This window comes from Streptomyces aurantiacus JA 4570 (genome assembly GCF_000414115.1).
Lineage (GTDB): Bacteria > Actinomycetota > Actinomycetes > Streptomycetales > Streptomycetaceae > Streptomyces > Streptomyces aurantiacus_A.
In genome coordinates this window covers 1-26,589 of the sequence record NZ_AOPZ01000044.1, presented here as the reverse complement: position 1 = coordinate 26,589, position 26,589 = coordinate 1, and the positions used below count along the sequence as shown (strand labels likewise).

The following is a 26,589-nucleotide window of genomic DNA, read 5'->3' as shown; positions in this document are numbered from 1 at the left end:
GGGCGGGGGCAGGGTGACGGCGGCCGCGGCTCCGGTCGCCAGGCCGGCGAGCGCGCCGTCCGCGGCCAGGACGGCGGCGGGGCGTGCCGCGTCGAGGATGGCCTCGTTGCGGGCCCGGGGCTGGTCCGGGTCCAGCGGCAGATAGCTCGCGCCCGCCCTGAGCACGCCGAGGATCGCCGCGATTCCCTCGGCGGAGCGCGGCAGGAGCAGGGCGACGGAGGCTCCCGGGCGCACGCCCTCCTTGGCCAGGACGGACGCGATGTCGCCCGACCACAGGTCCAGTTGGCGGTAGGTGAGCGCCGAGCCGTCGGGGTGCACGATCGCGGGGGCCGCGCCCGATTCGCGCAGTCGGCGCGCGATCAGTTCGGTCACCGACGGGGCCGGCGCGGTCTCGCTGGTGCGGTCGTACCGGTCGAGCAGCGCCGCCCTGCTCTCCTCGGTGAGCAGCGGTGCCTCGTCGACGGGCCGGTCGGGTTCGGCGAGCAGGCCGGTCAGCAGGGTGCGGTAGGACTCGAGCAGTCCCGTCACGGTGGCGCGGTCGAACAGGTCGGTGGCGAACTCGGCGACGAGGCGCGACCCGGACTCGTCGGTCTCCACCGAGAGGGAGAGGTCGAACAGCGATATCCCGCGGTCGCGCACCCGCAGCGGCTCGCTGCGCACGCCCGGCAGCCGGAGCCGGTGCGCGCCCCCCGGCTGTACGTCGAACATGACCTGGAACAGCGGGTTGTGGCTGTGGGCGCGGGCCGGGCGCAGCCGCTCCACCAGGCGCGCGAAGGGAACGTCGGCGTTGCTCTGCGCCTCGGCCACGAGCGAGCGCACGGTGCCGAGCAACTCGCTGAACGGCTCGGTGCCGCGCACCGGTACGCGGAGCGCGAGCGTGCTGGTGAACAGGCCGATCAGCCGCTCCAGTTCGACCCGGTTCCGGCCGGCGTCGACCGTGCCGATCACCAGGTCGTCGGAGCCGGTCAGCCGGTGCAGCAGCACGGCGAACGCGGCGAGCAGGGTGCCGAAGCGGGTACACCGGTAGCGGCGGCAGGCCGCGGCCATGGCGTCCTCGACCGAGGGCGGGAGTGCCAGCTCCACGAGTTCGCCGCGGAAGGTCTGTACGGCGGGGCGGGGGCGGTCGGTGGGGAGTTCGAGCACGGCGGGCGCGTCGCCGAGCCGCTCCGCCCAGTGGGCGAACTGGCCCTCCCAGGCGCCGCGTTCGAGCATCTCTTGCTGCCACTCGCCGAAGTCGGCGTACTGCAGGGGAAGTTCGTCGAGGCGTGGGGCCGTGCCGTCGGCCTCGGCGGCGTACGCCTCCGTGAGCTCGTCGAAGAGCACGCCCGCCGACCAGCCGTCGAACACGGTGTGATGGAGCGTCAGCAGGAACGCGTGCTCGGTGGCGGAGAACGACACGAGGTCGGCGCGGAGCAGCGGCCCGGTGGCGAGGTCGAAGGGCGCGCGTGCGTGCGCGGCGGCGAGGCGCAGGGCCTCGTCCTCGCGGGCGGCCGGGGCGACGTCGGTACGGCGGGTGTGACGCAGCGGCACGGCGAGGCGCTCGGCGATGATCTGCTGTGGCACCCCGGCGACCGGCCTGAAGGTGGTCCGCAGCACCTCGTGCCTGGCCACCAGCGTGTCGAGGGCGGACCTCAGCACGTCCACGGCGACCTCGCCGTACCAGCGGAAGGCGAAGTGGACGTTGTAGAGCGCTGTGTCATCGGCGAGCTGCTCGAGCAGCAGGAGGCGCTGCTGCTCGTACGATGCCGTCACCGCCATGACCGGCTCGGTGCTCATCCCGTGCTCCCCTGCTGGTCGAACTGCGTCAGGTCCATCCGCTTCCTGTTCCGGGCGGTGAGGGCGAGGTCGGGGTCCGCGGCGCCCGGCCGCCCCGCCCTGCGGGCGACTCCCTCGACGGTGGGCTGCGTGATCAGGTCGCGGACGGTGATGTCGAGGCCGAGTTCGGCGCGCAGCCTGGTGACGAGGCGGACGGCCAGCAGGGAGTGCCCGCCGAGGTCGAAGAAGTCGTCCCGGACGCCGACCTGCGGGAGGTCGAGCACCTGCTGCCAGATCTCGGCGACCGCGCGTTCGTCGGCTGTCCGCGGTGCCATGTACGTGGCTGCCGCGTCGAGTTGGTCCGGTTCCGGGGCGGGCAGCGCGCCGCGGTCGATCTTGCCGCTGGTCGTACGGGGGAGGTCGGCGAGGACGACGAAGGCCCCGGGGACCAGATAGGCCGGCATCCGCTCGCGCAGCCAGTCCCTGAGGGCGCCCGCCGCCAGGGCCGCGGACGGAGCGGGCGTGCAGTAGGCGACGAGTCGGGTGCCGTCGGCGCCGGTGCGCGCCGCGACCACGGCCTCGGCCACCGCGGGGTGCCCGCGCAGCTCCTCCTCGATCTCGGCGGGCTCCACCCGGAAGCCGCGGACCTTCACCTGGTGATCGCGTCGCCCGAGGAACTCGATGGCGCCGCCCGGCCGGTAGCGGCCCACGTCGCCCGTCGCGTAGAGGCGGCAGCCGGGCCGTGCGGGATCGGGGTCGGGCACGAACCGCGCCGCGGTGCGGGCCGGGTCCCCGTGATAGCCACGGGCGAGGCCGGTTCCGCCGAGGAATATCTCCCCGACGACGCCCGGCGCCACGGGCTGTCCGGCGGCGTCGAGCACCACCGCCCGCACGCCCGGCAGCGGGCCGCCGATGGGCAGCACGCCGGTGCGGGCCGCGTCGTCCTCGTCCGGTGGGTAGAAGGTGTTGCCGACGGTCGCCTCGGTGACGCCGTACACGTTGAGGATGCGCGTTCCCGGCGCGACCGCGGTGCGGAAGCGCCGGTAGTCGGCCCCGCTCCACGCCTCGCCGCCCACGGCGAAGAGCCGGGCGGGCGGCAGCTGCTGCCCGGTGCGCTCGGCGTGGTCCACCAGGAGCCGCAGGACCGAGGGCAGGAACTCCGCGTAGTGCACGCGCTCCTCCCGCAGCAGCGCGAACAGGCGCTCCGGGTCGAGCACGGTGTCGGCGGGGCAGAGCACGAGGCGGCCGCCGGAGAGCAGCGCGCGGAAGATGTCACCGGTGCAGACGTCGAACGCGACCGAGGCGAGCTGAAGATGGTTCGCGGGCTCGCCGTCCAGCTCGTAGGTGCGCTCCCAGGCCCGGTACTTGTCCACGAGCCCTTGGTGCGGGATGGCCACGCCCTTGGGCTTTCCGGTGGAACCCGATGTGTAGATCACGTACGCGAGTTCGGCGGGGTCGACGCGCGCTCCGGGGTCCGTGGTGGGCGCGCCGGTGACGTCGGGCGAGTCCATCCGTAGCGCGGGCACGGCGAGTTCGGACAGGGCGTCCGACAGGGTCAGCGCCAGCCGGGGCCGCGCGTCGGCGACGATGTCGGCGAGCCTGGCGGCCGGGCTCGTGGCGTCGAGCGGGAGGTAGGCCGCGCCCGCCTTCAGCACGCCGAGCATCGCCACCACGAGCTCGGGCGAGCGCGGCAGATGCAGCGCCACCACGTCGCCGGCGCCGATGCCGCGCCCGGCGAGCAGGTTGGCCACCTGGTTGGCGCCGCGGTCCAGTTCACCGTAGGTGAGGTCGCCGGCGGCCGAACTCACCGCGGTCGCGTCGGGCCGCCCGGCCACGACCCCGGCGAACAGCTCGGGCACGGTCGCGGGCGCGCCCAGGGCGGCCTCGGGCCGGTCCTCCCGCTCTTCCCGGGGCCCCGGCCGCCCCGCGGGCAGCTCTGCGACCGGCAGGTCAGGGCCGGCGAGGGCGGCGCTGAGGAGCTCTGTGTAGCCCTCGGCCAGGCGCTCGACGGTGGCGGGGTCGAACAGGTCGGTCCGGTACTCCCAGATCAGGGTGATCCGCCGGTCCCGTTCCGTACGGGGAACACCGAGCTGCCGTTCGGCGCGCGGGACCACGAGCACCGAGAGGTCCAGCTTGGCGGTGCCGTTGTTGCGTTCGAGGTAGCTGCACGCGACGGGGCCGAGCCGCAGTTCGGGCAGCGGCGAGTCGTCGAAGTTGATCATTGCCTGGAACACCGGGTTGCGCCCGGGTGAGCGCGGCGGATCGAGCTCCCTGATCAGCTCGACGAACGGCAGTTCCTGGTTGGCCTGGGCGTCGAGCACGACCCGTCGGGCCCGGTCGAGCAGGTCGGCGAAGTTCGGTGCGGGCTGTCCGGGGCCGCGCAGTGAGCAGCGCAGCACCACCGGGTTGACGAACATGCCGATGACTCCGGCGGTTCCGGGTATGCCCCGGTTGCCGAACGCGGAGCCGACGCAGACCTCGTCCTGGCCGCTGTAGCGGTGCAGCAGCGCGGCGTACCCGGCGAGCATCGTGATGAACAGGGTCACGCCGTTGTCCCTGCTGAACGTGCGCAGCCGCTCGCACAGTTCGGCGGGGAGCTCCATCCGGTGCACCGCGCCGCTCGTGTCGTCGTGCTCGGCACGCTGCCCGTCGTACGGCAGTTCAAGGTGCTGGGGCGCGCCGTCGAGCTGGTGCTTCCAGTAGTCGAGCTGGGCCCGCATCGCCGGTCCGTCGAGGACTTCCTGCTGCCAGCGCGCGAAGTCCTGGTAGCGGACGGCGGGTTCGGGCAGCGCGGGCGGCGTGCCCTGGTCCAGGGCCGTGTAGAGCCGGCTCAGTTCGTCCACGAGGACGGCGAAGGACCAGCCGTCGTGCACCAGGTGGTGCTCGACCAGGACCAGCTCATAGGTCTCTTCGGCGAGCCGCAGGGCGGTCCACCTGATCAGCGGCAGCCGGCTGATGTCGAAGCGGACGCCGATGTCGGCGCGGATGAACTTCTCCGCCGCGGCCTCCGGGTCGGCCTCGGCGCGCAGGTCCATCAGGGGCACGCGAACCGGGTAGGGCTCGTGCACGACCTGGGTCGGCTCGCCCTCGCGCAGTTCGACCGTGGTGCGCAGGGCCTCGTGCCTGCGCACGATCTCGGTGAGCGCGCGTTCGAGGACGGCGAGGTCGAGCGGGCCGTGCAGGCGCAGGGTGGTCGGCGCGTTGTACGCGGAGCTGTCCGGCGAGAACTGTTCGACGACCCAGACCTGGCGCTGCATCAGGGAGAGCGGTGCCGTGCCGTCCTGCGTGCCTCGTACGACCGGCGGCAGCACCGCGGCGCCCGTCGCCCCCTCACCGAGGACCTCGCTCAGACCGAGCGGGGTGGGGGCCTTGAACAGCGCGTGCAGCGGCAGGTCGGCGGCGAGGCCGGCGCGGATCTCGGCGAGCGCCCGTGCGGCGAGCAGCGAGGTGCCGCCCAGCTCGAAGAAGTCGTCGTGGATGCCGACGTCGGGCAGGTTCAGCACGCGCGACCACACGGCGCACAGGTGCCGCTGCACGTCGTCGCGGGGCGCTTCGTACGGCCTGCCGGTGCCGGCCCGGTCGGCGCCGACGGCGGGCAGCGCGGACCGGTCGACCTTGCCGCTCGCGGTGACCGGAAGGCGGTCGACCCAGGCCCACGCGGAGGGCGTCATCCAGTGCGGCAGTCGCTCACCGAGCCAGTCCCTGACCGCGGTGAACGGCAGCCGGGAGCCCTCCGCCGCGGCGACGAGGTAGCCCACGAGGCGATCGCCGTCGGCCACCACGGCGGCCTGGCCGACCGCCGGGTGCGCCGCGAGGGCGGCCTCGACCTCGCCCGGTTCGATCCTGAAGCCGCGGACCTTGACCTGGTCGTCGACCCGGCCGAGGAAGGTCAGCTCGCCGTCGCCCGCGACGGTCATCCGGTCGCCGGTGCGGTACATCCGCGCCCCGGGCGGCCCGAAGGGGTCGGGCACGAACCGCTCGGCGGTCAGGTCGGGGCGTCCGAGGTAGCCGCGCGCGAGGGCCGCTCCCCCGACGTGGAGTTCGCCGGACGCGCCCTCGCCGACCTCGTTCAGCTCGCCGTCCAGGAGCCACAGGCTTCTCGGCCCCACGACCGTGCCGACCGGCACCGAGCCGGTCTCGTCCGCCCGCACGCCGCCGCCGTTCACGCCGGGCGCGACGGCCGTTTCCCTCACACTCACCGAAGCGGTCATCACCGACTCGGTCGGACCGTAGGCGTTCACCACGCGCGGCCCGCCACCCGAGGGGGCGAACACGGCCCGCCACCGGTTCAGGGCGGCCGCGGGGAACGCCTCACCTCCGACGAGCACGGTGTGCACCCGCGAGAAGAACGCGGGCAGGCTTCTGGCCTCGGGGGTGCCGACCAGCTCGCAGAACAGCGCGGTGGGCAGGTCGGCCACCGTGACGAGCCCCTTGCGGAGCTCGGCGCAGAGCTCCGCGGGCCCCCACGGCTCGTCCCCGCGCAGCACCACCGCCGCCCCGGAGGCGAGGGCCGCGAACAGCTGCTCCACGGCGACGTCGAACGCCTCGCCCGCCATCTGGAGCACGCCGTCGCCGAAGCCGATGCCCATCCGGTCGGCCATGGAGAGCACATGGGCCGCCGCGGCCCGGTGCTCCACGACGACTCCCTTCGGCGTCCCGGTGGAACCGGAGGTGTAGATCACGTACGCGGCGGCGGACGGGTCGACCTCGGGCAGCCGCGGCACGGGCGTCTCCCGGGACGCGGCAGCCTGCGCTTCCTCTTCGAGGAGCAGCACCGGGCAGGGCAGCTCCGGCAGCGCGGTCCGCAGCGCGGGCCCGGTCACCACCGCGGCGGCGCTCGCGTCCTCGACGAGGCCCTCGAGCCGGGCGGCCGGCAGGTCATGAGGCAGCGCCAGATAGGCGGCGCCGGACTTGAGCACCCCCAGGATCGCGACCACGAGCGAGAAGTCCCGGCCCGCGTGCACCCCGACGACGGCCTCGCGCCCGATGCCCCGGGCGACGAGCCTGTCGGCGAGGCGCGACGCGGCGGCGTCGAGTTCGGAGTAGGTCAGCCACCGGCGGCCCAAACGCACCGCGGGCGCGTCCGGGACGCGTGCGGCCTGCCGTTCGACGAGCGCGGACAACGTACGCGGCATGCCCGCGGGCTCATTAGCCACTGTTACCTCCGTTTGGGGCCGAAGCCGTCCTTGTGTCAGCCGGCCAGTGCCTCGGCCGTGCGCTGCAGCAGCGCGGGGTCGTAGTGGGCGCTGGCCATCGGGGTGAGCACGACCTCGGTGGCACCGGCCGCGTGGTAGCGCGCGATGCCGGCCCTGACCTGTTCCTCGTCCCCGATCACACCGACGCCGTCGAGGAGACGGTCACCGATCTGCCTGCTGCTCACCTCGTCGGCGAAGCCGCTCGCCTCGTACATCCGCCGGTAGTTCGGCACGCGCGCGTACGTCGACAGGTACTTGCGGAGCACCTCGCGGTCGGCGTCGAGATCGTCGGAGACCATGCCGGGGATCATCACCGTGACCGGGCAGGAGTCGGGGTCCCGCCCCGCCCGCAGCAGGCCGGCGCGCACATTGGGCAGGGCCACGTCCCGGACGTACTCGGGAGTGCACATCCACAGCGCGACGCCGTCGGCGAGTTCGCCGCCGAGCCGGGACATCTTCGGCCCGAACGCGCCGAGGTACAGCGGCTGGTCCGCGCGCCGCGGCGAGCTGTACACGGCGTGCGCCCGGTACCAGCGGCCCTCGGCGTTGACCTCACCGTCGGCGAGGACACCGCGCACTGCGCCGAGGTACTCCCGCATCTCCGCCACCGCGGGGCCCGGTTTCCTGCCGAGGCTCCACTCGGCGATCATCCCGTGCCCCGTCCCCACCGCGAGGGTGAAGCGGCCGCCGGAGAGTTCGTCGATGGTCGCCGCGGTCTGCGCCATCACCACCGGCGGGCGGCTGTAGTACGGGAGCACGCCCGCGGCGAGCTGCACCGTCTCGGTCGAGACGGCCAGGGCCGCGAGCACGCTCGCGCTGTCCCGGATGGTGGGCAGCTGCACCAGCCACACCGAGTCCACCCCGGCCTTCTCCGCCATCCGGGCCCGCCCGAGGAGCTCGGACACCGAGATGTCCTGCCCCTCGAGCACGATCCCGCTCCGTACGGCCGTGCCGCGCTCACTCACCATGGCGGCTAAGCACTCATCCGCTCGCGGAGGCTCTTCGGCCGCATGTCGGTCCAGACCTCCTTGATGTGTGCCAGGCAGGTGTCCTTGCTGCCCGCCACGCCCACCTCGCGCCAGCCCGCGGGGACCTCACGCCCCTGCGGCCAGATCGAGTACTGCTCCTCGTCGTTGATCACCACGGTGTACTCGCGGTCGTCGTCATCGTCGAACATGTGCCGTTCTCCCTTGCGGTCCTCGGGGTCGATTGCCGGACTGTCGTGCTCAGTTGGCGGCGAGCTTGGCCGCCGCCTCTTCCTCGGAGAGGTTCTCGATCATGGCGAGCAGCGCCCTCTCGATGTGCTCCGCGAGGCCGCGTGCGGTGCGCGCCTCGAACAGGTCGGCCACCGCGATGTCCACGTCGAACCGCTCCCGGATACGGGCCACCAGCTGCACGGCCACCAGTGAGTTGCCGTTGAGGTCGAAGAAGTCGTCGTCGATCCCGATGAGATCCACGGCGAGGGTCTCCGCCCACATCTCGGCGATCACCCGCTGTGCCTCGGTCTCCGGCTCCACGTAGGGCGTCGCGAGGTTGCGCGGGCTGGCCGTCACGGTGCGCTGCGGCGCGGCGGCGAGCTGCTCCCGCAGGGCGTCCCTGGTGACTTCCTTGGCGAAGCCGAGACGCCGGGTGAAGCTGTCGGGGCAGAGGATCAGCTGGGGGGCGACACCGGAGTCGAGGATGTCCCACAGCATGGGATAGCCGTCCTCGTTGCGGATGCCGAACTCCCGCTCGTTCACGCGCAGCAGCGCCAGTTCGAGCTGGGTGCCGATGTCGGCGGACCCGCCGGCGGTGGCGGAGGGCACCGGTACCGCGGCTGTCGTGGGGGCGCCCTTCGCCGCCTGCAGCGCGTCCTCGCTCTCGACCGCGATCAGGGTGAAGCCCTCGATGCCGACCAGCTCGATGCCCTCGTCGTCCACCACGGTCACGTTGGTGCGCACCAGTGAGCCCCTGGTGTCGTCGAGGTGCTGGATGCGGCTGTGCACCCGGGCCGGAAGCGGGCCGCGGACGACGATCCGGTCGTAGCCGAACGGCAGGTAGGAGCCGTCGCCGTCGCCGATGATGCGCTGGGCGATGGAGGTCGCGCTGTCCAGGACGGCCGGGTGCAGCCCGAACACCTCGGTGTCGGCGTGGTACTCGGCGGGCAGTTCGATGGTGGCCAGCTCGTCGAACCGGCCGTTGTCCGCCGTCTCGCTCGTCCAGTGGCCCGCGATGTTGTCCCAGCGGGGGCCGAGCCACACCAGGCTGTCCGGGGCCTCCTCCCGGTCCTCCTTGTCGGGAAGGTGGCTGTGCGCGCGCCACTCGTCCAGGGAGTGCGTCGGCGCGGGGCCGCTCCCACCGGGGCCGACCTTGGCGGTCGTGTAGTCGAGGATCTCGCCCTCGGTGTTGTCCGCGTCCCTGATGACCGCCGTGAACCGCTGCTCTCCCTCCGGGATCAGCAGGATGTGCACGGCATGGCTGGTGTCGAAGGAGAGCGGACGCTGGAACACCAGGTGGGAGATCGAGCACGTCGCGGATCCGGTGGCCTCCTCGTAGGCGGCGCGGATCGTCTCGATCAGGCTGGTGCCGGGCATGGTCGGCAGGCCGGCCACCGTGTGCTCCGCCGTCACCCAGTCCTCGGTGGACAGCTTCTTGACGAAGATGACGTTGTCGTTGCCGGACCGGATCAGCCTGCTGCCGAGCAGCGGGTGCGCGACCTCCTGGTAGCGGTCGCCCATCTCGAAGTCGAGCAGCAGGTCGGGGGCGTCCACCTTGTCCGCCATGCCGAGGCCCTGCCAGATCGGCCAGTTGACCGAGACGACATGGCTGTGGCCACCTCGTGCCGAGCGCGCGTGGGCGTACGCGTCCATGATCGCGTTCGCGGACACATAGTCACCGAGGCCGAAGTCGCCGGTGAAGATCGCGAAGGTCGAGTAGAGGACGATCGCGTCGACGTCGTCGCCGAACACCTCCTCTAGGGCCAGCGTGCCGAACACCTTGGCCGCCATGACCCGTTCGGCGTCGTCCTGCGACCTCGCCTCCAGCATGCCGCCGCCGGTGACGCCCGCGGCGTGCAGCACCACGTCCACCTTGCCGAAGACCGCCCCGGCCTTGGCCCGCACGGCGCGCAGCTGGTCGGGATCGGTGACGTCCGCGGCGCAGACGAGCACCTCGCCGCCGAGCTCCTCGACCTCGCGCACCGCCTGGATCCGCCTGACGCCCGCGTCGTCCGCGTCGTGCTCGGCGAGGTAGTCGTCCCACTCGGCTCGCGGCGGCAGGCCGGAGCGGCCGAGCAGGACCAGCTTCGCCGCGTGCTTCTCGGCGAGGTCCTTCGCCGTCACCAGGCCGATGCCGCCGAGGCCGCCGGTGATCAGGTAGACGGCTCCGTCACGGAGGTACTTGGCGCCCTCACCGGTCGGCGGCAGGGCCACCTCCTGGTGCTCCCACACCCACCGGCGGCCGCCGCGGTAGACGACGCGTTCGTCGTCGCCGTGCGCGATCTCCCGCAGGATCTGGTCGATCTGGACCGCCGGCCGGCCGTCCGCGGCGATGTCGACGGTCCTGCACCGGGTCTGGGAGAGCTCCTTCGGCAGCAGCTTGACGAAGCCGAGCACGCCCGACTTGGTCGGCTCGATCCGCTCGGTGCCGTTGACCGGCTCCGCGTCACTGGTGAGCAGCACCAGGTCGAGGGGGGTCTCGGTGACCTTGCGGGTGATGGCGTGCACCGCGGTCAGGATGCTGAAGAACCCGGTGTCGAGGCCGTCCCGGGCCCGCTCGGCCGCGGTGTCGCCCTCGAGGTCACCGACGAGCCAGCCGTGCACGACCCGCACCTTCGACGGATCGCCCGCCGCCACCGCGGTGAACACCTCGATGTAGTCGGCCAGTTCACGCGGCCGCACCGTGAAGCCCTGCTCACCGTCCCGTGCGAACTCGGTGCCCGCCCGGACCACGAAGGTGGTGGCCCCCGCGGCGCGCAGCCGCTCGACGAGGCCGGTCACCGGGGCCGTGGACGACTCGAAGACCAGCCAGGCGGCCTCGGTGTCGATGCCGGTGCCACCGAGCAGGGTCCGCTCCCGCCAGCTCGGCACGTAGTACGGGCCGGTCTCGTTGTGGGCCGCGGCCGCGTCGGCGGTGCTTCCCTCGTCCGTCGCTCCGGGCTTGGCGTCCAGCCAGCAGCGCAGCTTCTCGTACGGCACCGGCGGCAGCGTGATCCGGCCCCGACTCTCGCCGTTCCAGAGCCGGCCGAGGTCGAGCGGCGCACCGGCCTGCCATGCCTGGCCGACCGCGCCGAGCAGGACCGTCACATCGGGCTGGCGCTGCTTGACGTGGCGCACCGTCGGTACGGCGAGCCCGGCCTGCTCGGCCTCCAGCTGCTGCCGGGCGAGCACGGTGAGCGCGTTGCCGGGTCCGACCTCGAGCAGCACGCGCTGCCCGCCTTCCAGGAGCACGGCGACCGCGTCTCCGAAGCGCACCGCGCTGCGCAGGTGCCGCGTCCAGTAGTCGGGGTCGACCGCGTCCTCCGGTGTCATCCAGTCACCGGTCACGTTGGACACGAACGCCGCGGTGGGCTTCCTCCGCTCGACGCCGGCCACCAGGGCCCGGAAGTCGGCGAGGATCGGCTCCATCATGGCCGAGTGGAAGGCGTGCGAGGTGTGCAGCGGCCTGCCCTCGACGCCCTGCGAGGACAGCAGCGCCCGCACGTCCTCGACGCTCTCGTCCGGTCCGGAGATCACGGTCGCGTTGGGCGCGTTGACCGCGGCCACACTGACGTCGTCCGGAAGCAGCGGCCGTACCCGGTCCTCCGACAGCGGCACGGAGAGCATCGACCCGGCGGGCACACCCTGCATCAGCCTGCCGCGGTCGGCCACCAGGCGCAGCGCGTCGTCGCGGGAGAACACGTCGGCGAGGGTGGCCGCGACGAATTCGCCGACGCTGTGGCCGACCATGGCCTCGGGCCGGACTCCCCAGCTCTCCAGGAGCTTGGCCAGCGCGTAGGAGAAGACGAACAGGGCGGGCTGGGTGACCTCGGTCTCCGTCAGCCGCGCGGTCGCCCGGTCGCGGTCCTCGTCGGCCGGGTAGAGCACGTCGAGCAGGTTCCATCCGGTGTGGTCGGCGAGCACCTTCGCGCACGCGTCCACCTCGGCGGCGAACACCGCCTCCTGCTCGTAGAGTTCCTTGCCCATCTCCACGTACTGCGCGCCCTGGCCGGGGAACATGAAGGCGACGGAGCGGGCCGTGCCGCGCGCCGGTATCAGCGCCGGGCTGGGCTGCGGCACGCCGGCCGCGAGCCGGTCCGCGGCGGCCTCGGCGCCGTCGGCGACCAGGAACCCGCGGATGGAACGCGGTTCCCTGCCGACCGCCAGGGTGTAGGCGGCGTCCGCGAGCTGGTCCTGACGCTGACGCAGGTGCTCGCCGAGCGCGGTGGCACTCGACTCCAGTGCCGTGGGAGTGCGTGCGGACAGGACGATGAGCTGCTGCGCGCGGCCCGGGGCCGCGGTGGCCGGCTGGGCCGGCGGCTCCTCGAGGACGACGTGCGCGTTGGTCCCGCCGACGCCGAACGAGCTGAGGCCCGCCCTGAGCGGCCCGGAGTCGGAGACCCAGGGGCTGAGTTCGGTGTTGACGTACAGCGGGGACGAGTCGAAGTCGATCTGCGGGTTGGGCTCGTCGAAGTTCAGGCTCGGCGGCAGGATCCGGTGCCGCATGGCCATGAGCGTCTTGATCAGACCGACGACGCCGGCCGCGGCGCCCAAATGCCCGACATTTGTTTTCACCGAACCCACGGCGCAGTACTGCTTGCGGTCGGTGAATTCGCGGAACGCACGGCTCAGCGCGTTCACTTCGATCGGGTCGCCGACAAAGGTGCCGGTGCCGTGCGCCTCGACATAGCTGACCGTGGAAGGGTCCACACCCGACCTGCGCCAGGCGTCCATCACTGCCTTGAACTGGCCGTCGACGCTCGGCGCCGAGAACGCGCCCTTCTGTGCGCCGTCGTTGTTGATGGCGGTCGACCTGATGACCCCGAGAATGGTGTCGCGGTCCTCAAGGGCGGCCTCAAGGGGCTTCAGCAGAACGGCACCGCTGCCGCTGCCGAAAATGGTGCCCCGCGCCTTGGCGTCGAAGGCCCGGCAATGGCCGTCCGGGGAGTACATGCCGCCCTCGGAGTACATGTAGCCGGTAATCTCGGGGAAGAAATGCTCGACACCGCCGGCGAGCGCCATTTCGCATTCTCCGGCGCGCAGCGCCTGGCACGCGAGATGCAGCGCGACGAGCGAGGTCGAGCACGCCGTCAGACAGGTCAGCGAGGGCCCTTCGAGGCCGAGCCGGTAGGACACACCGGTGGCCACGTAGTCACTGATGTTGGCGAGGTTCGAGGAGAGACCTCCCAACAGCTTGTACGCGTCGGAGTTCGGCTTCACGTTGCGGTCGAAGTACGTGTTGAGGCCGGCGCCGCCGTACACGCCGATGCGTCCCGAGAAGGTGCCCGGCGAATAGCCGGCGTACTGCAGCGAGCCGTCGCAGGCTTCGAGGAACGCCCGGTGCTGCGGGTCGAGCACCTCGGCCTCTCGTACCGTCATGCCGAAGTAGCCGGGGTCGAACAGCTCCGCATCGGGAGCCAGCGGTGCGGCTTTGACGTAGTTCGGGTCGGCGAGGAACTTCTCGCTGACGCCTTCGACCCTCAGCTCTTCGTCGCTGAAGAACGTAATCGATTCGACGCCGCTGACCAGGTTCTGCCAGAGCTCCTCGGTGTCCCGAGCGCCTGGGAACTTTCCTGCCATTCCGATCACGGCGACGTGACCGCTTCGGTTCTTGTCCACGGTTCCCCCTTCAGAAATCCCGAACAAAGGAATGCCGTGGGCGCACCGTCGTACCCATGGAACGAGCGCCGGAACCATTCCGTAGGACGCCAGACTGCGGACAGCGCGGACCGATCACAAGAGTTCACAGGGTGCCTGGCGTAAACTGGACAGCGCGTTGACGTCCCGGCGCCGACTGCCGTTCCCTGAGCTGATGCAGGCACAATTCGGCGGCGGGGAGCAGACGACGTGAGCGCGACGGCATCCTCACCCACGGCCAGCGACGAGGGACGACGGCCGCGCTTCGGCGTCGGTTTCTCCGCTGTGTGCGGCGGAATGTTTCTGGCGAATCTGGCCTCCGGCATCAGCTCGGTGGCTTTCCCCTGGCTCGCCACCTCGGTCACCGACAGCGCGCTGCTGATCTCCGGCGTCGCCATGCTCCTCGAACTGCCCTGGCTGCTGGCGAGCCTGCCGGCCGGAGTTCTCATCGACCGCACCAACCACCGCTGGACGCTGGGGCTCACGCACCTGTTCCGCGCCCTGGTCGCGGGCGGTATCGCGCTGGCCGTGGCCACCGGATCGGCGCCGCTCGCGCTCATCTACACCGCCGCGTTCCTGATCGGCTCGGCGACGGTACTGAACGAGAACACCAGTCAGGTGGTCGTGCCGAGACTGGTGCCCTCGTCTCTCCTTGAGCGCGCCAACGGCCTTCTGGTGATGACCGACACCGTGGGCGGGCTCTTCATCGGGCCCTGGCTCGGCGGGCTGCTGCTCGGGACCTCGCTGGTGCTGCCGTTCCTCTTCGAGGGCGGACTCTTCGTGCTGTCCGCGGGGCTGATGCTCCTTGTCGTGCTCGCCCCGCGCGAGCGCGACCGGCCGCAGCGGACGATGCGGTCCGACATGGTCGAGGGGCTGCGCTACTTCTGGCGCCACCCCACGCTGCGTACGCTCGGTCTGTTCCTCGGCCTGCTCAACCTCAGCAGCGCCATCGCGCTCTCCACCCAGGTGCTGTTCGCGCAGACGATCCTCGGTCTCGACGCGACCCGGTTCGGCCTGCTGTTCCTGGCCGGAGGGATCGGCGCGATGCTCGGCGCCTGGCTGACGAGCACTCTGGAACGGCGCCTCGGCGCCCGTCGGATCCTGCTGGTCAGCCTGGCGGGCAACGCCCTGAGCAGCCTGCTCATCGGCCTCGCGAGCAGCGCCGTCGTCGTGGCCTTCGCCATCGCGGTCGGCGGCATGCTCTCCACGATCTGGAACGTACTGACGGTCAGCTACCGGCAGCGGGTCGTCCCCGAGGAGATGCTGGGCAGGGTCAACAGCATCTACCGGCTGCTCGCCTGGGGCCCGCTCCCGCTGGGTTCGCTGCTCGGCGGCCTCATCGTCACCGTGTCCGGGGCCCTGACGAACAAAGAGCTCGGCCTGCGCACTCCCCTGCTGATCGCCGCGCTGATCGCCATGGCGCTCACAGTCTTCGGGGTCACCAGGCTGCGCGAAGGCATCTGGTCACCCAACTATCGCGTCGGCGAGGAGAAGTCATCATGAGCTCGGCGTCCGTACTCCCGCCCCATCGCAGCACCGGCTCCGGGGACCCGGTGTTGCTGCTCGCGCCCGCCGCGACCCGGTCTGCGGTGTGGTCGCTGCACCAGGTCCCGGCCCTGCGGGGCGCCGGGTACCGGGTCATCACCTACGACCACCGGGGCACCACCGACGACTTCGTGCCCGAGGGGCCGGCGCGCCTCGCCGAACTCGTCGCGGACGCGGGCCGGCTCCTGCAGGACGTGGCGGGAGAGCCGTGCCATCTCGTCGGCTCCTCGCTCGGCGCGCTCGTGGCCCAGCGGCTCGCGGTGCTCCGCCCGGACCTCGTCCGCTCCCTCTCGCTGCTCGGCACCCGGTCCCGTACTCCGGCCTTCATCTCCACGATGGTCAAGGCCATCGTGGACGCCGCCCGGTCCGGCGAGGTCCCCGACGACTACGCGGCGATGTCCACCATGACGCAGCTCTTCGCCCCCGCGACACTGCTCGACGACAGGTTCGCCAAGGAGTGGTTCGACCTGATGACGCTGAGCCCGATCCGGGGCGAGGGAGCCGCCCGGCAGTATCTGGCCACGCTGTCCGTGGAGGAATGGGCGGGCGAGCTGGGCACGATCAGCTGCCCCACTCTCGTGGTCGGGTTTCCCGCGGACGTCGTGATGCCGGCCCCGCTGGGCCGGGAGGTGGCCGACGCGATCGAGGGGGCTCGCTACGAAGAGGTGCCCGGCTGCGGCCACTTCGGCTTCCTCGAACGGCCCGCCGAGGTCAACACGCTGCTCCTGGACTTCCTCGCCAAGGCGTCGGCCGCCGGCTGACACCCGGCTCGGCGGGATCCGGGCTTCCCGGTACGCTCCTCAGTCCTCGTCGACGGTGATCAGGCCGCGGTTGACCGCGACCATCACCGCGGCCGTGCGGTCGGCGACCTCGAGCTTGCCGAAGATCCGCAGCATATGGGTCTTCACGGTCGCCTCACTGATGAACAACGCGGCGCCGATCGCGGCGTTGGTGAGTCCGCGCGCGACCAGGCGCAGCACCTCCGCCTCGCGCGCGGAGAGACTGTCCCGCTTCGGGCTGCGCACACGGCGGGTCAGCCGCGCGGCGACCGAGGGAGCCAGGACGGTCTCGCCGGTGGCCGCGCCACGAATGGCCTGCAGCAGCTCCTCGCGGTCGGCGTGCTTGAGCAGATAGCCGGTGGCGCCCGCCTCGACAGCGCTGAGGATCTGGTCGTCCGAGCCATAGGTGGTGAGCACCAACACCCGGCACTCCGGCTTCTGTTCGGCCAGCCGCGCGGTGGCCTCGACGCCTCCGCCCGGCATCCGCAGATCCATCAGCACCACGGCGGGGCTCAGCGCGTGGGCCATCGAGACGGCCGTGTCGGCGCTGCCGGCCTCGCCGACGACCTCGATGTCGCTCTCGTTCGTGAGCATCCCGCGCAGCCCGGCCCTGACGACCGGGTGGTCGTCGACGATCAGCACAGTGATCGGTTCCATCACCTGGGCACCTCCACGAGCAGCGTTGTTCCTTCGCCGGGGGCGCTGTGCAACTTCCTGGTCCCCCCGACCTGTTCGACTCTCCTGCCCATGCCGACCAGGCCGTACCCATGGGGTTTGACCGCGGGGTCGATGCCGTCCCCGTCGTCGCGCACGCGGACCGTCACGGTGTCGTCGGTATAGCTGAGGGTGACCTCCGCGGAGGAGGCCCGCGCGTGTTTGCGCACGTTGGTGAGGGCCTCCTGGGTAGCCCGGAGCAGGACCACCTCGACGGCCACCGGCAGGGTCTCGGGCTCTCCGTGCAGCGCGAAGGTCGTGGAGAGGCCACAGGTCTCGGCCGCCCGGTCGGTGAGCCGGTGCAGGGCCTCGGGCAGCGAACCGGAGTCGAGCGCCGTCGGCCGGAGCGCCTCGACCAGGGCTCCGGCCTCGGCGAGGCTCTCCCGCGCGGTCCGGGCGACCAGCTCCAGCTGCTGCCGCGCCAGGTCCACCGAGTCGCTGTGGTGGGCGGGGAGCCCGTCCATCTGGTCGAGGGTGGATCCGGTGGCCTGGACCAGCATCACGATGCTGCTCAGTCCCTGCGCGATCGCGTCGTGGATCTCACCGGCGAGCCGCTCGCGCTCGGCGGCCATCCCGGCCTCCCGGGACACCTCGGCCAGTTCGGCCCGGGTCGATGCCAACTCCTCGATGAGGTCGGCGCGTTCCCTGCTCTGCTCGATGATCCGGTGCACCCAGGTGCCGAAGATGGCGGAGAACACGATGATCGCCACGGCGGTCGGGCCCTGGTCGGCGACGCTGCGCGTCACCGCGCCCGTGCGCAAGGTGTCCATGGCCACCGGCACCATCGCGAACACCGCCACCGCGCCGGTCGCGTGCAGGGGCCGCATCGTCCAGTACGCCTGCGGGACGATCGCGACCATGGCGATGGAGCTCGCCGACGCGAAGGCGTCCGCCGCCGCGAAGAGGATCAGGAGGACACCGAGGTACAGCAGGCCGCGCCAGCTCTCGTCGTCCGCGCGCATCAGCGACCTGCCGTACGCCACGTACCAGGCGGCGGCACAGGCCAGAATGGCCGAGGCCACCGGCTGGCTTCTGGCCGTGGAGTCCTCCAGGGTCAGCACGAACGCGATCGCGCCGATGAACGCGGCCGCGTAGTAGCAGTCCCAGATGAGGAATCCACGGATCCATTCGTGCCCCGACTTGGTTATCCCTGGCGGCCGTTCTTCCACCGGAACGTGAGGAGACACAGGACCAGGCCGCCGACGCACCACGCTGCGAGAATCAAGGCCATCCGCCCCAGCTCCCATGATCCTGCCACCTCCTGGAACGTCATCGAGTCGGGCAGGAACACCGACCGGAACCCCTGAGCCATCCACTTGAGCGGGAAGACCGAACCGATCTCCACCAGAGGTGAGGACAGTGCGCTGATCGGATTGGTCAGTACACCAGAGATGAACTGTAGCCCGATGAACGGGAGCATGATGACTGCCGAAGCGCTCTTCGCCGACCGGGGCACACTGCTGATCGCGATGCCGAGCAGCGCGCACGCGATGACCCCGAGCACGAACACCCAGGCGAAGGTCAGCCAGCTGGTCACGTCGGTGGGCAGCTTCAGGTCGAACAGGCCCTTGCCGACGGCGAGCAGGACGACGACCTCGGCGAAGCTCACCACGAGCACCATCAGGATCTTGCCGATGAAGTAGGACGTCATCGGGGTCGGCGTGCCGCGCAGCCGCTTCAGGGTGCCGTCGTCGCGGTCCTGCGCGATCCCGGTGCCGAGGCTGACGAAGGTGGCGGACATGATGCCCGCCGCGATCATGCTGGCCGCGAAGATCTGGCTGGCCTCGACGCCCGTCTTCTCGACCGGGTCGCTGAAGATGCCGGCGAGCAGGACCAACAGCACCACGGGCAGCGAGAAGGTGAACACGACCGCGTCGCGCTCCCGGAAGAACTGCTTGAGCTCGATGGATCCCCGGGCCACGCCCACCTTGATCGGGTTCGGCGGTTGGGGCCTTGCCTGCCGCACGCGCGGCGCCTGGGTGGTCATGCCGATTCCCTTCGGTAGGCCGAGGCGCTGTTGTCCTCGCCGATCAGCTGCAGGTAGACGTCCTCGAGGCTCGGCCGCTGGACCGAGAGGCCCGGCACGTTCCCGGAGTTCCGCCGGACGAGTTCGGCCACGAACTGGTCCGGGCTGGCCGTCTCCATCTCCATGAGCCGGCCGTTCTCGCGCCAGCTGACCACGGCGCCCGCGTCGGCCCGGTCACCGAGCGTCGCCGGGTCGCCCACGACCTTCATCTGGCCACGGGCGATCACCGCGACGCGGTTCGCCAGCGCCTCGACCTCGTCCAGGTAGTGCGTGGTGAGCACGATCGTGGTGCCCTCCATGGAGAGCTGGCGGATCAACTGCCAGAACTGCACCCGCGCTTCGGGGTCGAAGCCGGTGGTCGGCTCGTCGAGGAACAGCAGGTCCGGGTCGCCGATGATGCCGAGGGCCACGTCCACCCGGCGGCGCTGACCGCCGGAGAGCCGGCCGACCCGCTTCGTGGCGTGCTCACCGAGCCCGACGCCGTCGATCACCGCGTCCGGATCGCGGTGCCGCGGATACGTGGTGGCGAAGTGACCGACCACCTCACGCACGGTCAACTCCGCTGCGTCCGAGGCCGTCTGGGAGACGATGCCGATCCGGCTGCGCCAGGAGCGGCCCGCCTTGCCCGGGTCCTCACCGAGCACCGAGACGGTGCCGCTGTCCCGGTCGCGATAACCCTCAAGGATCTCCACCGTCGTCGTCTTGCCCGCGCCATTCGGCCCGAGCAGCGCGAACACCTCGCCGTGGGCGATGTCCAAGTCAAGTCCGTTGACGACGGGTGTGCCGCCGTAGCGCTTGACCAAACCCCTTACATGAACTGCTGTTTCGGTCATGCCCCAAGCGTTGTCCATGCGGGCGGAATCCTGTAGCAACCTGAGGTTGGATGCTGATGTCAACCAGTCGATGGACAAGGCCCCCGGCAGGGTGGCCATAAGTCGCCATACAGCTTCCGGAAACACGCGCCGAAGTAGATGCTGCAATCGACAGCCTATTTGTGCGTAACCCAGGAGAATTCACTTGTTGCAGCGAATAGACGAGCTGCGCGCCAGCATTGCCACCACGCCGATTTCGACGATTGTCGTCGAATACCGCGGGCGCGCCCATGAACTGATACTCAAGCATGAGAGCCTCAATCCGACCGGGTCGATCAAGGATAGGACCGCGACCGGATTGCTCGTCGACATCGACCGCGTGAAGCCGCTGGTTCCCGGCACTGTCATCGTCGAATCCACGTCCGGCAACCTGGGCCTGGCCCTGGCCAGGCTCGTTCGCATGCTCGACTGCCATTTCATCGCGGTGATCGACGAGAGAACGCCGGGGCCGACGCGTGATTCCCTGACCGCGAGCGGCGTCGAACTTCAATTCGTCGACGAACCCGACGGTCAGGGCGGCTATCTGCTCAGCAGATTGAAGGCGGTGCGCGAGCTGTGCAGCGCGAACCCTGATTACCGCTGGCCGAATCAGTATCACAGCAATGCCAATCCACTGATTCACGAACAGACCACGGGACCCGAGATCGCCCGGCAGGGCGGCAGGGAGCTGGACGCGGTGTACGTCGCCGTGTCCACCGGAGGCACCCTGGCCGGCATCTCCGCGCATCTGCGTACGCGCGACCCCGCCGTCAGGATCGTGGCCGTGGACTCCACCGGGTCACTGGTCACGGGCGGAGTGGGCGGTCACCGGCTGATCGCCGGTCTCGGCGCGAGCAGGGCCTCGTCCTTCATCAACGAGACTTCCTACGACGCCGCGGCCCGGATCGCCCCCGCGGCCACCGTGGCCGCCTGCCGCATGTTCCTGGAGGACACCGGTGTCGCCCTCGGCGGTTCGAGCGGCAGTGTCCTCTGCGGCTACCTCGGCGATCTCGATCAGGGCCACTTCCCCCGCAGGGCGCTCTGCCTGTGCCCGGACGGCGGGAGCAAGTACCTCGGCACTCTCTACGACGACGCCTGGCTCGACACCGTGCACATCGCCGAGGATGTGCACGGCGCCATCGAGCGATTCCGCGCGGACGGCCTGCGGTTCCGCGCCACCACCGGCTGACCGGGGCGTCCTCAGACTCCCGGGTCGTGGCCGACCTCGGTCACCGCGTTGTGCTCGTCGACGAACACGACGCGCGGCGCGGTGCTCTTGGCCTCCTCGTCGGCCACCATTCCGTAGCCGATCACGATCACCAGGTCGCCGGTGTGCACAAGCCGGGCCGCGGCGCCGTTGATCTGCACCTCACCGCTGCCCCTCGTTCCCTCGATGACATACGTCTCGAGGCGCGCGCCGTTGTTGATGTCGACCACGTGGACCTGCTCGCCGGGCAGCAGATCTGCCGCGTCCATCAGATCCGGGTCGAGTGTCAGGGACCCGATGTAGTTCAAGTCCGCGGCCGTCACCGTAGCGCGATGAATCTTTGATTTCAGCATTACTCTGAGCACACTCTTCGCCTCCCCTTTCGAGTACTGAATAGGGGCAGCCTAGGAGAGGCTCACGCGGCGGCCGATACCTATGGCGATGATGCGCCAAGGAATTTCGGGCTCAGCGGTTCTTGCGCAGGTTGAAGGAAACGTTGACGAGGGCGATGCCGGCCCAGGCGGCCGCGGCCACGAGCACGCTCCCAGAATCCGAGAACGACGTCGCCACGCCGGTGGCGGGAATTCCCAGGCCCACCGAGACGACGGCGAGCCAGAACCCGCCGCTGTCGGTGGAGTCCCCATCACTCGCGGCGGCCTTCTCCGCGATTCTCTGGTCGACCCGGGCGTCGATGGCGGCCGACGTGCGCTCAAGAAAACTGGCGATGACGGCCGCTTCCGCATCGGCGCCCAATACCCGGCGCGCCTCGAGTGAACCCTGAACTTCGGCGGCGTCAATCCCTAACTGCTGTCCACGGAACGGGTCATATTCTCTGGGATTCGATTCGCTCACCGACACACCATACTCCGCGACGGCCCACTGCTCGCAATGGTTTCCTCGGAATTGACGGCCACATTCAGACGAACGATGGACACGCTGTCAGCCGGCCCGCCGCCGCGGCTCCGCCGGGCACAGGGGCTTGCGGCACTCAGTCGGGCAGCCTGTCGGCGAGCTCGCTCAGCCGCTGCGCGCTGTTGTGCTCCGCGGTGGTGCCGGCGGGTGCGGTCGGGTCGGGCAGCGGTCCCCCGGCGCAGGTGGCGCCGCGCCTGGGCAGCTTGCCCGACGCCAGGTAGGAGTCGACGGCGCGGTCAACACACTTGTTGTTGTTGCCGAACAGCATGTGGTCGCCCTCGCCGGTCACCTTGAGGAAGCGTGAGCCCTTGAAGCCGGCACTGGCCGACCTCGCGCCCTCGATCGGAGCCGCGGGGTCGTGCTCGGACTGCACCATCAGGACGGGCGGGACACCCCGGCCGGTCGGCTTCGGCAGCTTGACCGCGGGCCGGTCCCAGAACACGCAGGGCTCGGCGATGCTGCGCCAGCCGATGAGCGGGAAGAGTTTGCCCTGCGCGGCCGAAGTCGCCGCCAGCGTCTTGCGGTTGCCGTGCCAGCGGGTGTCGTTGCAGCCGACGGTGTAGAACGTGGCGTCGATGGCGTCCGGCGCCCCCGAGGCCAGTGCGCCGGGCGCCTTCGCCGCGCCGCGCACCTCGGCCACCCGCTCCGCGACCTCGCCCGCGCGTGCGGCGCGCGACGCGGGTGTGCCCACCGCCGCGTTCAGCCCGGCGAGCAACTGGCCGAGCCGGGGGAAGTTCGACTTGTTGTACAGGCTCCCCGCGATCATCGAGTCGAGCGCCGTCGCGGTCAGGACCGAATCGCCCATGTCCAGCGGCTTCTCGGCAATCTTCGCCCTGATGCGCTCGTAGCTCGCGCGCACGGCCTGCGGGGAGTCGCCGAGCCCGTACACGCCCTGGTACCGCGCTGCCCACGGCAGGAAGTCCTGGCGGAACCGGCGCTCGAAGCCCATCGGCTGCAAGGCGTATATCTGTTGCCAGGTTCCGGTGAACCTGACGCTGGAGTCGAAGACGAACCGGCCGACGCGCGACGGGAACGCGGTCGCGTAGTGCGCGCCGAGCCAGGTCCCCGCGGAGAATCCGAACCAGTCGGTGCGGTCGTAGCCGAGCAGGGAGCGCAGCAGGTCGAAGTCCCGTACGGTCTGCGCGGTGTTGACGAAGTCACCGATCGGTTTCGAGGCGCCCTGGCAGGAACGGGCCATGGCTTCCGCGTCGTCCAGCATGGCGTCCACATTGGCCCGGCTGCGGTCGCGCACGTCGCGCTCGCGGCCGATGGTGTCGCCCGCGCATGTCGCGTTGGTGCTGCGGCCGGTGCCCCGCACATCGACGCCGACGATCTCCGAGGAGTCGGCGACGGCGGAGTGCGCGGGGTCGAGGAACAGCAGGGGAACGATGACGCCTTCCTCGCCGGGGCCGCCCGGGTTGGTCAGCACGAGGCGCTTCGGCTTGCCCGACTCCGGGCGCAGCCTGCTCACCGCGATGTCGACCGTGCCACGGCTCTGCTTGTTCCAGTCGAGAGGGGCCTTCATGACCGAACACTGGAGGCGCTCGGCGCCGGGCGGCAGGCCGTCACCCGGATTCGGGAAGCAGGGTTTCCAGACGAGCTTCTGAGTCCGGAAGGACTGGCCCACCCCTGTGTCACCGGCATCCGTGGCATCGACGGCCACGGCACCCGCGGGCAGGGTGCTCAGCGTCAGTCCGAGCAGTACTGCGGGGACAAGGGCGCGAGATCTGCGCATGTGTAGTGCCACTCCTTGATCGAGTTCAATGACCGGGTCAGCGCGGGATGCGCATCCCGAGGCCCTGCCGCTCCGCGGCCGTCGCCACCGCGCCGCCGAGGGCGACATCGAGGATCGACATGCCGAACGGGTTGCACAGCACCAGGTCGGCGTCGGCCTTGCGGCCCGGGCAGGTACCGAGCAGCACCTCGCCCAGCGTGCCGTCGACCTGACGGGCTCCCGGGCGTCGCACCGCCTGCTCCGCGTACTCGCCGTCGGGCCCGCGCAGGCTGCCCTCGCGATACATCCGGCCGAGCAGCCTGCGGTGGTCGTGGCTGACCAGGCCCCAGTCGTCCACGACGACGAGCCCGGCCGCGTCCACGACTTCGGGCAGCACGTCGTCCAGCGAGACATGCACGATGAGCGTGCCGGGCGCGAACCACTCCGGGCGCAAGTAGCCCTCCGTGGTGACGGTCGCCGGGATGACGAGGTCGGCGTCCCGCACGCAGGCTTCGGGGCTCGCCGCGACCTCGGCGCGGAGGCCGGCGAAGTCCGGGTCCGCCGTGACCGCGTCGGCGAGCGCCCGGCTCCGTTCCGGAGCGGTGTCGTACAGCGTGAGCGACTCCAGGTCGCCGAGGGCCCCGGAGAGCAGTTGGACGTGCGCCCGCGCGAGGGTGCCGCAGCCCAGGATCGCGAGATGCCGGAGCGGCGCGACACCCAGGGCGAGCGCGCTCACCGCGCTCACCGCCGCGGTGCGGAAGGCGCTGACGTAGGCGGCCTCCATCACCGCCCGCGGCCAGGCGAGTTCACGGTCGAAGAGCAGCATGAGGCCCTGCGACCGCGCCACGCCCTTGCCGGGGTTCCCGAGCGATCCGTTGATCACCTTCAGGCCCAGCTCAAGCCCGTGATCGGTGTGGATGCCGCCGGGCATCGCCAGGGAGCGCGCCGCGAAACCGTCGTCGGTCGTCCATCCCAGGTACGCCTCGTCGGGCAGTATCGTACGGCCCTCGGCATGTCGCACTATCGCGTCCCGGACCACCGACACCACGTCGACCTCGGCAGCGGCGAGACACACGTCCTGCCTCGACAGATAAACCAGTTCCGTATTCGGGTACTCGTCGAACCGCAGCATCCAGCACTCAATCCAAACGTTGGTCTTCCGGCGCGTAGGCAGCACGGAGCGTGGGATGACGCATGACTTCTTGAAGCGGCCACGACGCAACCACCGGATTCCGCTTGCAGGCAAGGGATCTGGCGTGTTCTCGCCACCTCGGTGTGGCCGCACCGAACTGACCCAGGATGGCGTCCAGTCCCAGCAGCAGGAGACGCAGGACTGACTGTATAGGAGGGGTAAAGTCGCGGGAGGAGCCCCCATACTGCTGTGGCACGCAAGACCCCGAACGCCCTCACGACCAACGGGCGGGCCGGGCGCTCCAAAGGAACGATCTACGGACCGCGTCAGGGGGATGAGGCGAACCGCGTCACGACGATCGACCAAAATTAGCGTAGCGCCACCATGTAATGGCCGGGTTACAGGCGCTGCGTACGGGGAGAGAGGCATACGCCAACAGACGTGCGGCCACCTGCTTCAGGGGCGGGTGCGTCCGCGGAGCAGCGATGCGCCTCTCGGTGAATTCCTGAGGGAATGAGCACAGAGACCATGGGGGATTTTTGAAGGCCTTCGATGACTCAACAGCTGCGAACGACGTAAACCCGGTAAAATTGCGCCTACTTGGAAATGCGGAACTCATTGGGGGAGACCGCAGCTTCCCGGCCGGTGACACGCTGGAGCGCGGACTTCTGGCGACGCTGGCCGTGCGGGTGAACAATCACGTCGGAGCGGAGGCGATAGCGGCGGCGCTCTGGGAAAGCCCGCCACGCACCGCGCTGCGACAGATTCAGACCAAGGTGTGGAAGCTGAGAGATCTTCTCAATCAGGCGTTCGCCCACGACAGCGTCCAGCAACGACCCCAGCTGATCAACCAGGCCGGTGGCTATCTCTTGTTCGTCGAGCCGCCGTCCATCGACCTCGTCCTCTTCCACACCTATGTGAAGGAGGCCAGGAAGGCGTCGTCCGAAGGAGAGTTCGAGAAGGCCGCCCGGAAGTACCGGGCCGCCCTTTCCCTGTGGCGAGGCCCTGCCTTCGCGGGCATTTCCGCGCCGTCCGCCTCCGCCCCGGGCATCCGGGCCGAAGCCATCAAGCTGGAGGACCATCGCATCACCGTGACCGAGGAACGCATCGGGACCGACCTGATCCTCGGCAGGCACCATGAAGTCATCACCGAACTGCAGTCGCTGGTCGAGACCTATCCGTTGCGTGAGCGTTTCCGACTGCATCTCATCCGTGCCCTTGCCCGGGTCGGCAGACGCCATGAGGCGGTCGAAACGTATCTGGAGGGCCATCGCCTCCTGACTCAGGAATTCGGCCTCGATCTGAGTCCGGACCTGACGGAGGCGTACCGCGTGGTGCTCGCCGGCGGTCCACTGGCCGTCGGCGTGCCGCGGCAGCTCTCGCCACCAAGCGTCACCATCCCGCCACCCTCGGACGCGTTGCCGCTGGTCACCGAGGGGGCGCGCTACAGGAACGATTCGGCCCACGCCATCGCGTCGATTCCGGCGCAGGGCGGTGAACGCCGGCTTCCGGGCCCCACGGCCACCGGTGGTGCGCACTTCCCGAGCACGCACCACCCCTACCGAGGCCACCGTCGGCCACCCGCTCACCTTGAGCCCATTCTGGAGCAACTACTGAACGGCGCCACGGATCTCACGGCAAGTCGGCGGCTCGGGCTGTCCCCGCGCACCTTCAGCAGACGTGTGTCCGAACTCCTCGAATATCTCGGCGTGGTCACCCGCTTCCAAGCGGGTGCCGAAGCCTACAGCCGGGGCTGGATCACCATCAGACCCGACGGCGCGATCAACTGTCGGCAATTCGCCACCCGGCTGCCGGAATCCGTCAACTCGAACGAGACGGTTTGAGCGCCCTGCACCCACTCGGCCCCCTCGCCCGGCGAGGGGGCCGAGTGTTTCCAAGCCGACTGCTTTCCAGTGCTTCCGACGCGACGAAGCTCCGGGGGGACAG

General features: G+C 70.5%; 17 protein-coding genes. 4 read left to right on the top strand and 13 right to left on the bottom strand.

Features of this window, described 5'->3' with window-relative positions:
- The 5 genes from STRAU_RS05790 to STRAU_RS05770 form a co-directional block, all read right to left on the bottom strand.
- A partial coding sequence (locus STRAU_RS05790) for a condensation domain-containing protein (RefSeq protein WP_158692024.1) occupies positions 1–1,776 on the bottom strand: 1,776 nt, incomplete at its 3' end.
- Positions 1,773–6,911 carry a non-ribosomal peptide synthetase gene (locus STRAU_RS05785; RefSeq protein ID WP_158692023.1) on the bottom strand — a complete coding sequence of 1,713 codons (5,139 nt, stop codon included), beginning with the start codon at positions 6,909–6,911 and terminating at the stop codon, positions 1,773–1,775. The genes STRAU_RS05790 and STRAU_RS05785, both read right to left, overlap by 4 nt.
- Before the next feature lie 35 nt (positions 6,912–6,946).
- Positions 6,947–7,918, bottom strand: a complete 972-nt coding sequence (locus STRAU_RS05780) for an LLM class flavin-dependent oxidoreductase (protein ID WP_016639310.1) — start codon at positions 7,916–7,918, stop codon at positions 6,947–6,949.
- A gap of 5 nt (positions 7,919–7,923) precedes the next feature.
- On the bottom strand, positions 7,924–8,127 hold the full coding sequence (locus STRAU_RS05775) for an MbtH family protein (RefSeq protein ID WP_016639309.1): 204 nt from the start codon (positions 8,125–8,127) through the stop codon (positions 7,924–7,926).
- 49 nt (positions 8,128–8,176) lie between these two features.
- Positions 8,177–13,744, bottom strand: coding sequence for a type I polyketide synthase (locus tag STRAU_RS05770; protein ID WP_016639308.1), 5,568 nt, complete (start codon positions 13,742–13,744; stop codon positions 8,177–8,179).
- A gap of 228 nt (positions 13,745–13,972) precedes the next feature.
- Between STRAU_RS05770 and STRAU_RS05765 the strand changes: the two genes are divergently transcribed.
- Positions 13,973–15,265: an MFS transporter gene (locus STRAU_RS05765; protein ID WP_158692022.1), complete on the top strand. Its 1,293-nt coding sequence runs from the start codon at positions 13,973–13,975 to the stop codon at positions 15,263–15,265.
- Positions 15,262–16,068 carry an alpha/beta fold hydrolase gene (locus tag STRAU_RS05760; protein WP_016639305.1) on the top strand — a complete coding sequence of 269 codons (807 nt, stop codon included), beginning with the start codon at positions 15,262–15,264 and terminating at the stop codon, positions 16,066–16,068. The genes STRAU_RS05765 and STRAU_RS05760 overlap by 4 nt, the downstream gene beginning before the upstream one ends.
- A gap of 39 nt (positions 16,069–16,107) precedes the next feature.
- On the opposite strand, the gene STRAU_RS05755 is transcribed toward STRAU_RS05760, so the two are convergent.
- Genes STRAU_RS05755 through STRAU_RS05740 form a run of 4 tightly spaced genes read right to left on the bottom strand, consistent with a single transcriptional unit; the run spans position 16,108 to position 19,659 of the window.
- Entirely contained in the window at positions 16,108–16,743 is a 636-nt protein-coding gene (locus STRAU_RS05755; protein WP_016639304.1) for a response regulator, read from the bottom strand.
- Positions 16,743–17,969, bottom strand: coding sequence for a sensor histidine kinase (locus STRAU_RS05750; RefSeq protein ID WP_016639303.1), 1,227 nt, complete (start codon positions 17,967–17,969; stop codon positions 16,743–16,745). The genes STRAU_RS05755 and STRAU_RS05750 overlap by 1 nt, the downstream gene beginning before the upstream one ends.
- Positions 17,945–18,787, bottom strand: coding sequence for an ABC transporter permease (locus tag STRAU_RS05745; protein ID WP_016639302.1), 843 nt, complete (start codon positions 18,785–18,787; stop codon positions 17,945–17,947). The genes STRAU_RS05750 and STRAU_RS05745 overlap by 25 nt, the downstream gene beginning before the upstream one ends.
- Positions 18,784–19,659 carry an ABC transporter ATP-binding protein gene (locus STRAU_RS05740; RefSeq protein ID WP_037657753.1) on the bottom strand — a complete coding sequence of 292 codons (876 nt, stop codon included), beginning with the start codon at positions 19,657–19,659 and terminating at the stop codon, positions 18,784–18,786. The genes STRAU_RS05745 and STRAU_RS05740 overlap by 4 nt, the downstream gene beginning before the upstream one ends.
- Before the next feature lie 184 nt (positions 19,660–19,843).
- Between STRAU_RS05740 and STRAU_RS05735 the strand changes: the two genes are divergently transcribed.
- On the top strand, positions 19,844–20,866 hold the full coding sequence (locus STRAU_RS05735; RefSeq protein ID WP_158692021.1) for a pyridoxal-phosphate dependent enzyme: 1,023 nt from the start codon (positions 19,844–19,846) through the stop codon (positions 20,864–20,866).
- Between the two features lie 11 nt (positions 20,867–20,877).
- On the opposite strand, the gene panD is transcribed toward STRAU_RS05735, so the two are convergent.
- The 4 genes from panD to STRAU_RS05715 all read right to left on the bottom strand — a co-directional run bounded on the left by panD (position 20,878) and on the right by STRAU_RS05715 (position 24,642).
- Entirely contained in the window at positions 20,878–21,249 is a 372-nt protein-coding gene (gene panD / locus STRAU_RS05730) for an aspartate 1-decarboxylase (RefSeq protein WP_052028969.1), read from the bottom strand.
- 100 nt (positions 21,250–21,349) lie between these two features.
- Complete coding sequence (locus STRAU_RS05725) at positions 21,350–21,736, bottom strand: hypothetical protein (protein ID WP_158692020.1); 387 nt, start codon at positions 21,734–21,736, stop codon at positions 21,350–21,352.
- Positions 21,737–21,872: 136 nt separating this feature from the next.
- Positions 21,873–23,531, bottom strand: a complete 1,659-nt coding sequence (locus tag STRAU_RS05720) for an alpha/beta hydrolase (RefSeq protein ID WP_016639297.1) — start codon at positions 23,529–23,531, stop codon at positions 21,873–21,875.
- Positions 23,532–23,568: 37 nt separating this feature from the next.
- On the bottom strand, positions 23,569–24,642 hold the full coding sequence (locus STRAU_RS05715) for an ornithine cyclodeaminase family protein (RefSeq protein ID WP_016639296.1): 1,074 nt from the start codon (positions 24,640–24,642) through the stop codon (positions 23,569–23,571).
- 539 nt (positions 24,643–25,181) lie between these two features.
- Between STRAU_RS05715 and STRAU_RS05710 the strand changes: the two genes are divergently transcribed.
- Positions 25,182–26,486 (top strand): BTAD domain-containing putative transcriptional regulator, encoded by a 1,305-nt coding sequence (locus STRAU_RS05710; protein WP_078620982.1) that lies wholly within the window; start codon positions 25,182–25,184, stop codon positions 26,484–26,486.
- Positions 26,487–26,589: the final 103 nt, after the last annotated feature.

Excerpts from the sequence above, each read along its gene's own strand:
- STRAU_RS05780 (WP_016639310.1), bottom strand. The coding sequence starts at position 7,918 with ATGGTGAGTGAGCGCGGCACGGCCGTACGGAGCGGGATCGTGCTCGAG.
- STRAU_RS05775 (WP_016639309.1), bottom strand. The coding sequence starts at position 8,127 with ATGTTCGACGATGACGACGACCGCGAGTACACCGTGGTGATCAACGAC.
- STRAU_RS05760 (WP_016639305.1), top strand. The coding sequence starts at position 15,262 with ATGAGCTCGGCGTCCGTACTCCCGCCCCATCGCAGCACCGGCTCCGGG.
- STRAU_RS05755 (WP_016639304.1), bottom strand. The coding sequence starts at position 16,743 with ATGGAACCGATCACTGTGCTGATCGTCGACGACCACCCGGTCGTCAGG.
- STRAU_RS05745 (WP_016639302.1), bottom strand. The coding sequence starts at position 18,787 with ATGACCACCCAGGCGCCGCGCGTGCGGCAGGCAAGGCCCCAACCGCCG.
- STRAU_RS05740 (WP_037657753.1), bottom strand. The coding sequence starts at position 19,659 with ATGACCGAAACAGCAGTTCATGTAAGGGGTTTGGTCAAGCGCTACGGC.
- STRAU_RS05720 (WP_016639297.1), bottom strand. The coding sequence starts at position 23,531 with ATGCGCAGATCTCGCGCCCTTGTCCCCGCAGTACTGCTCGGACTGACG.
- STRAU_RS05715 (WP_016639296.1), bottom strand. The coding sequence starts at position 24,642 with ATGCTGCGGTTCGACGAGTACCCGAATACGGAACTGGTTTATCTGTCG.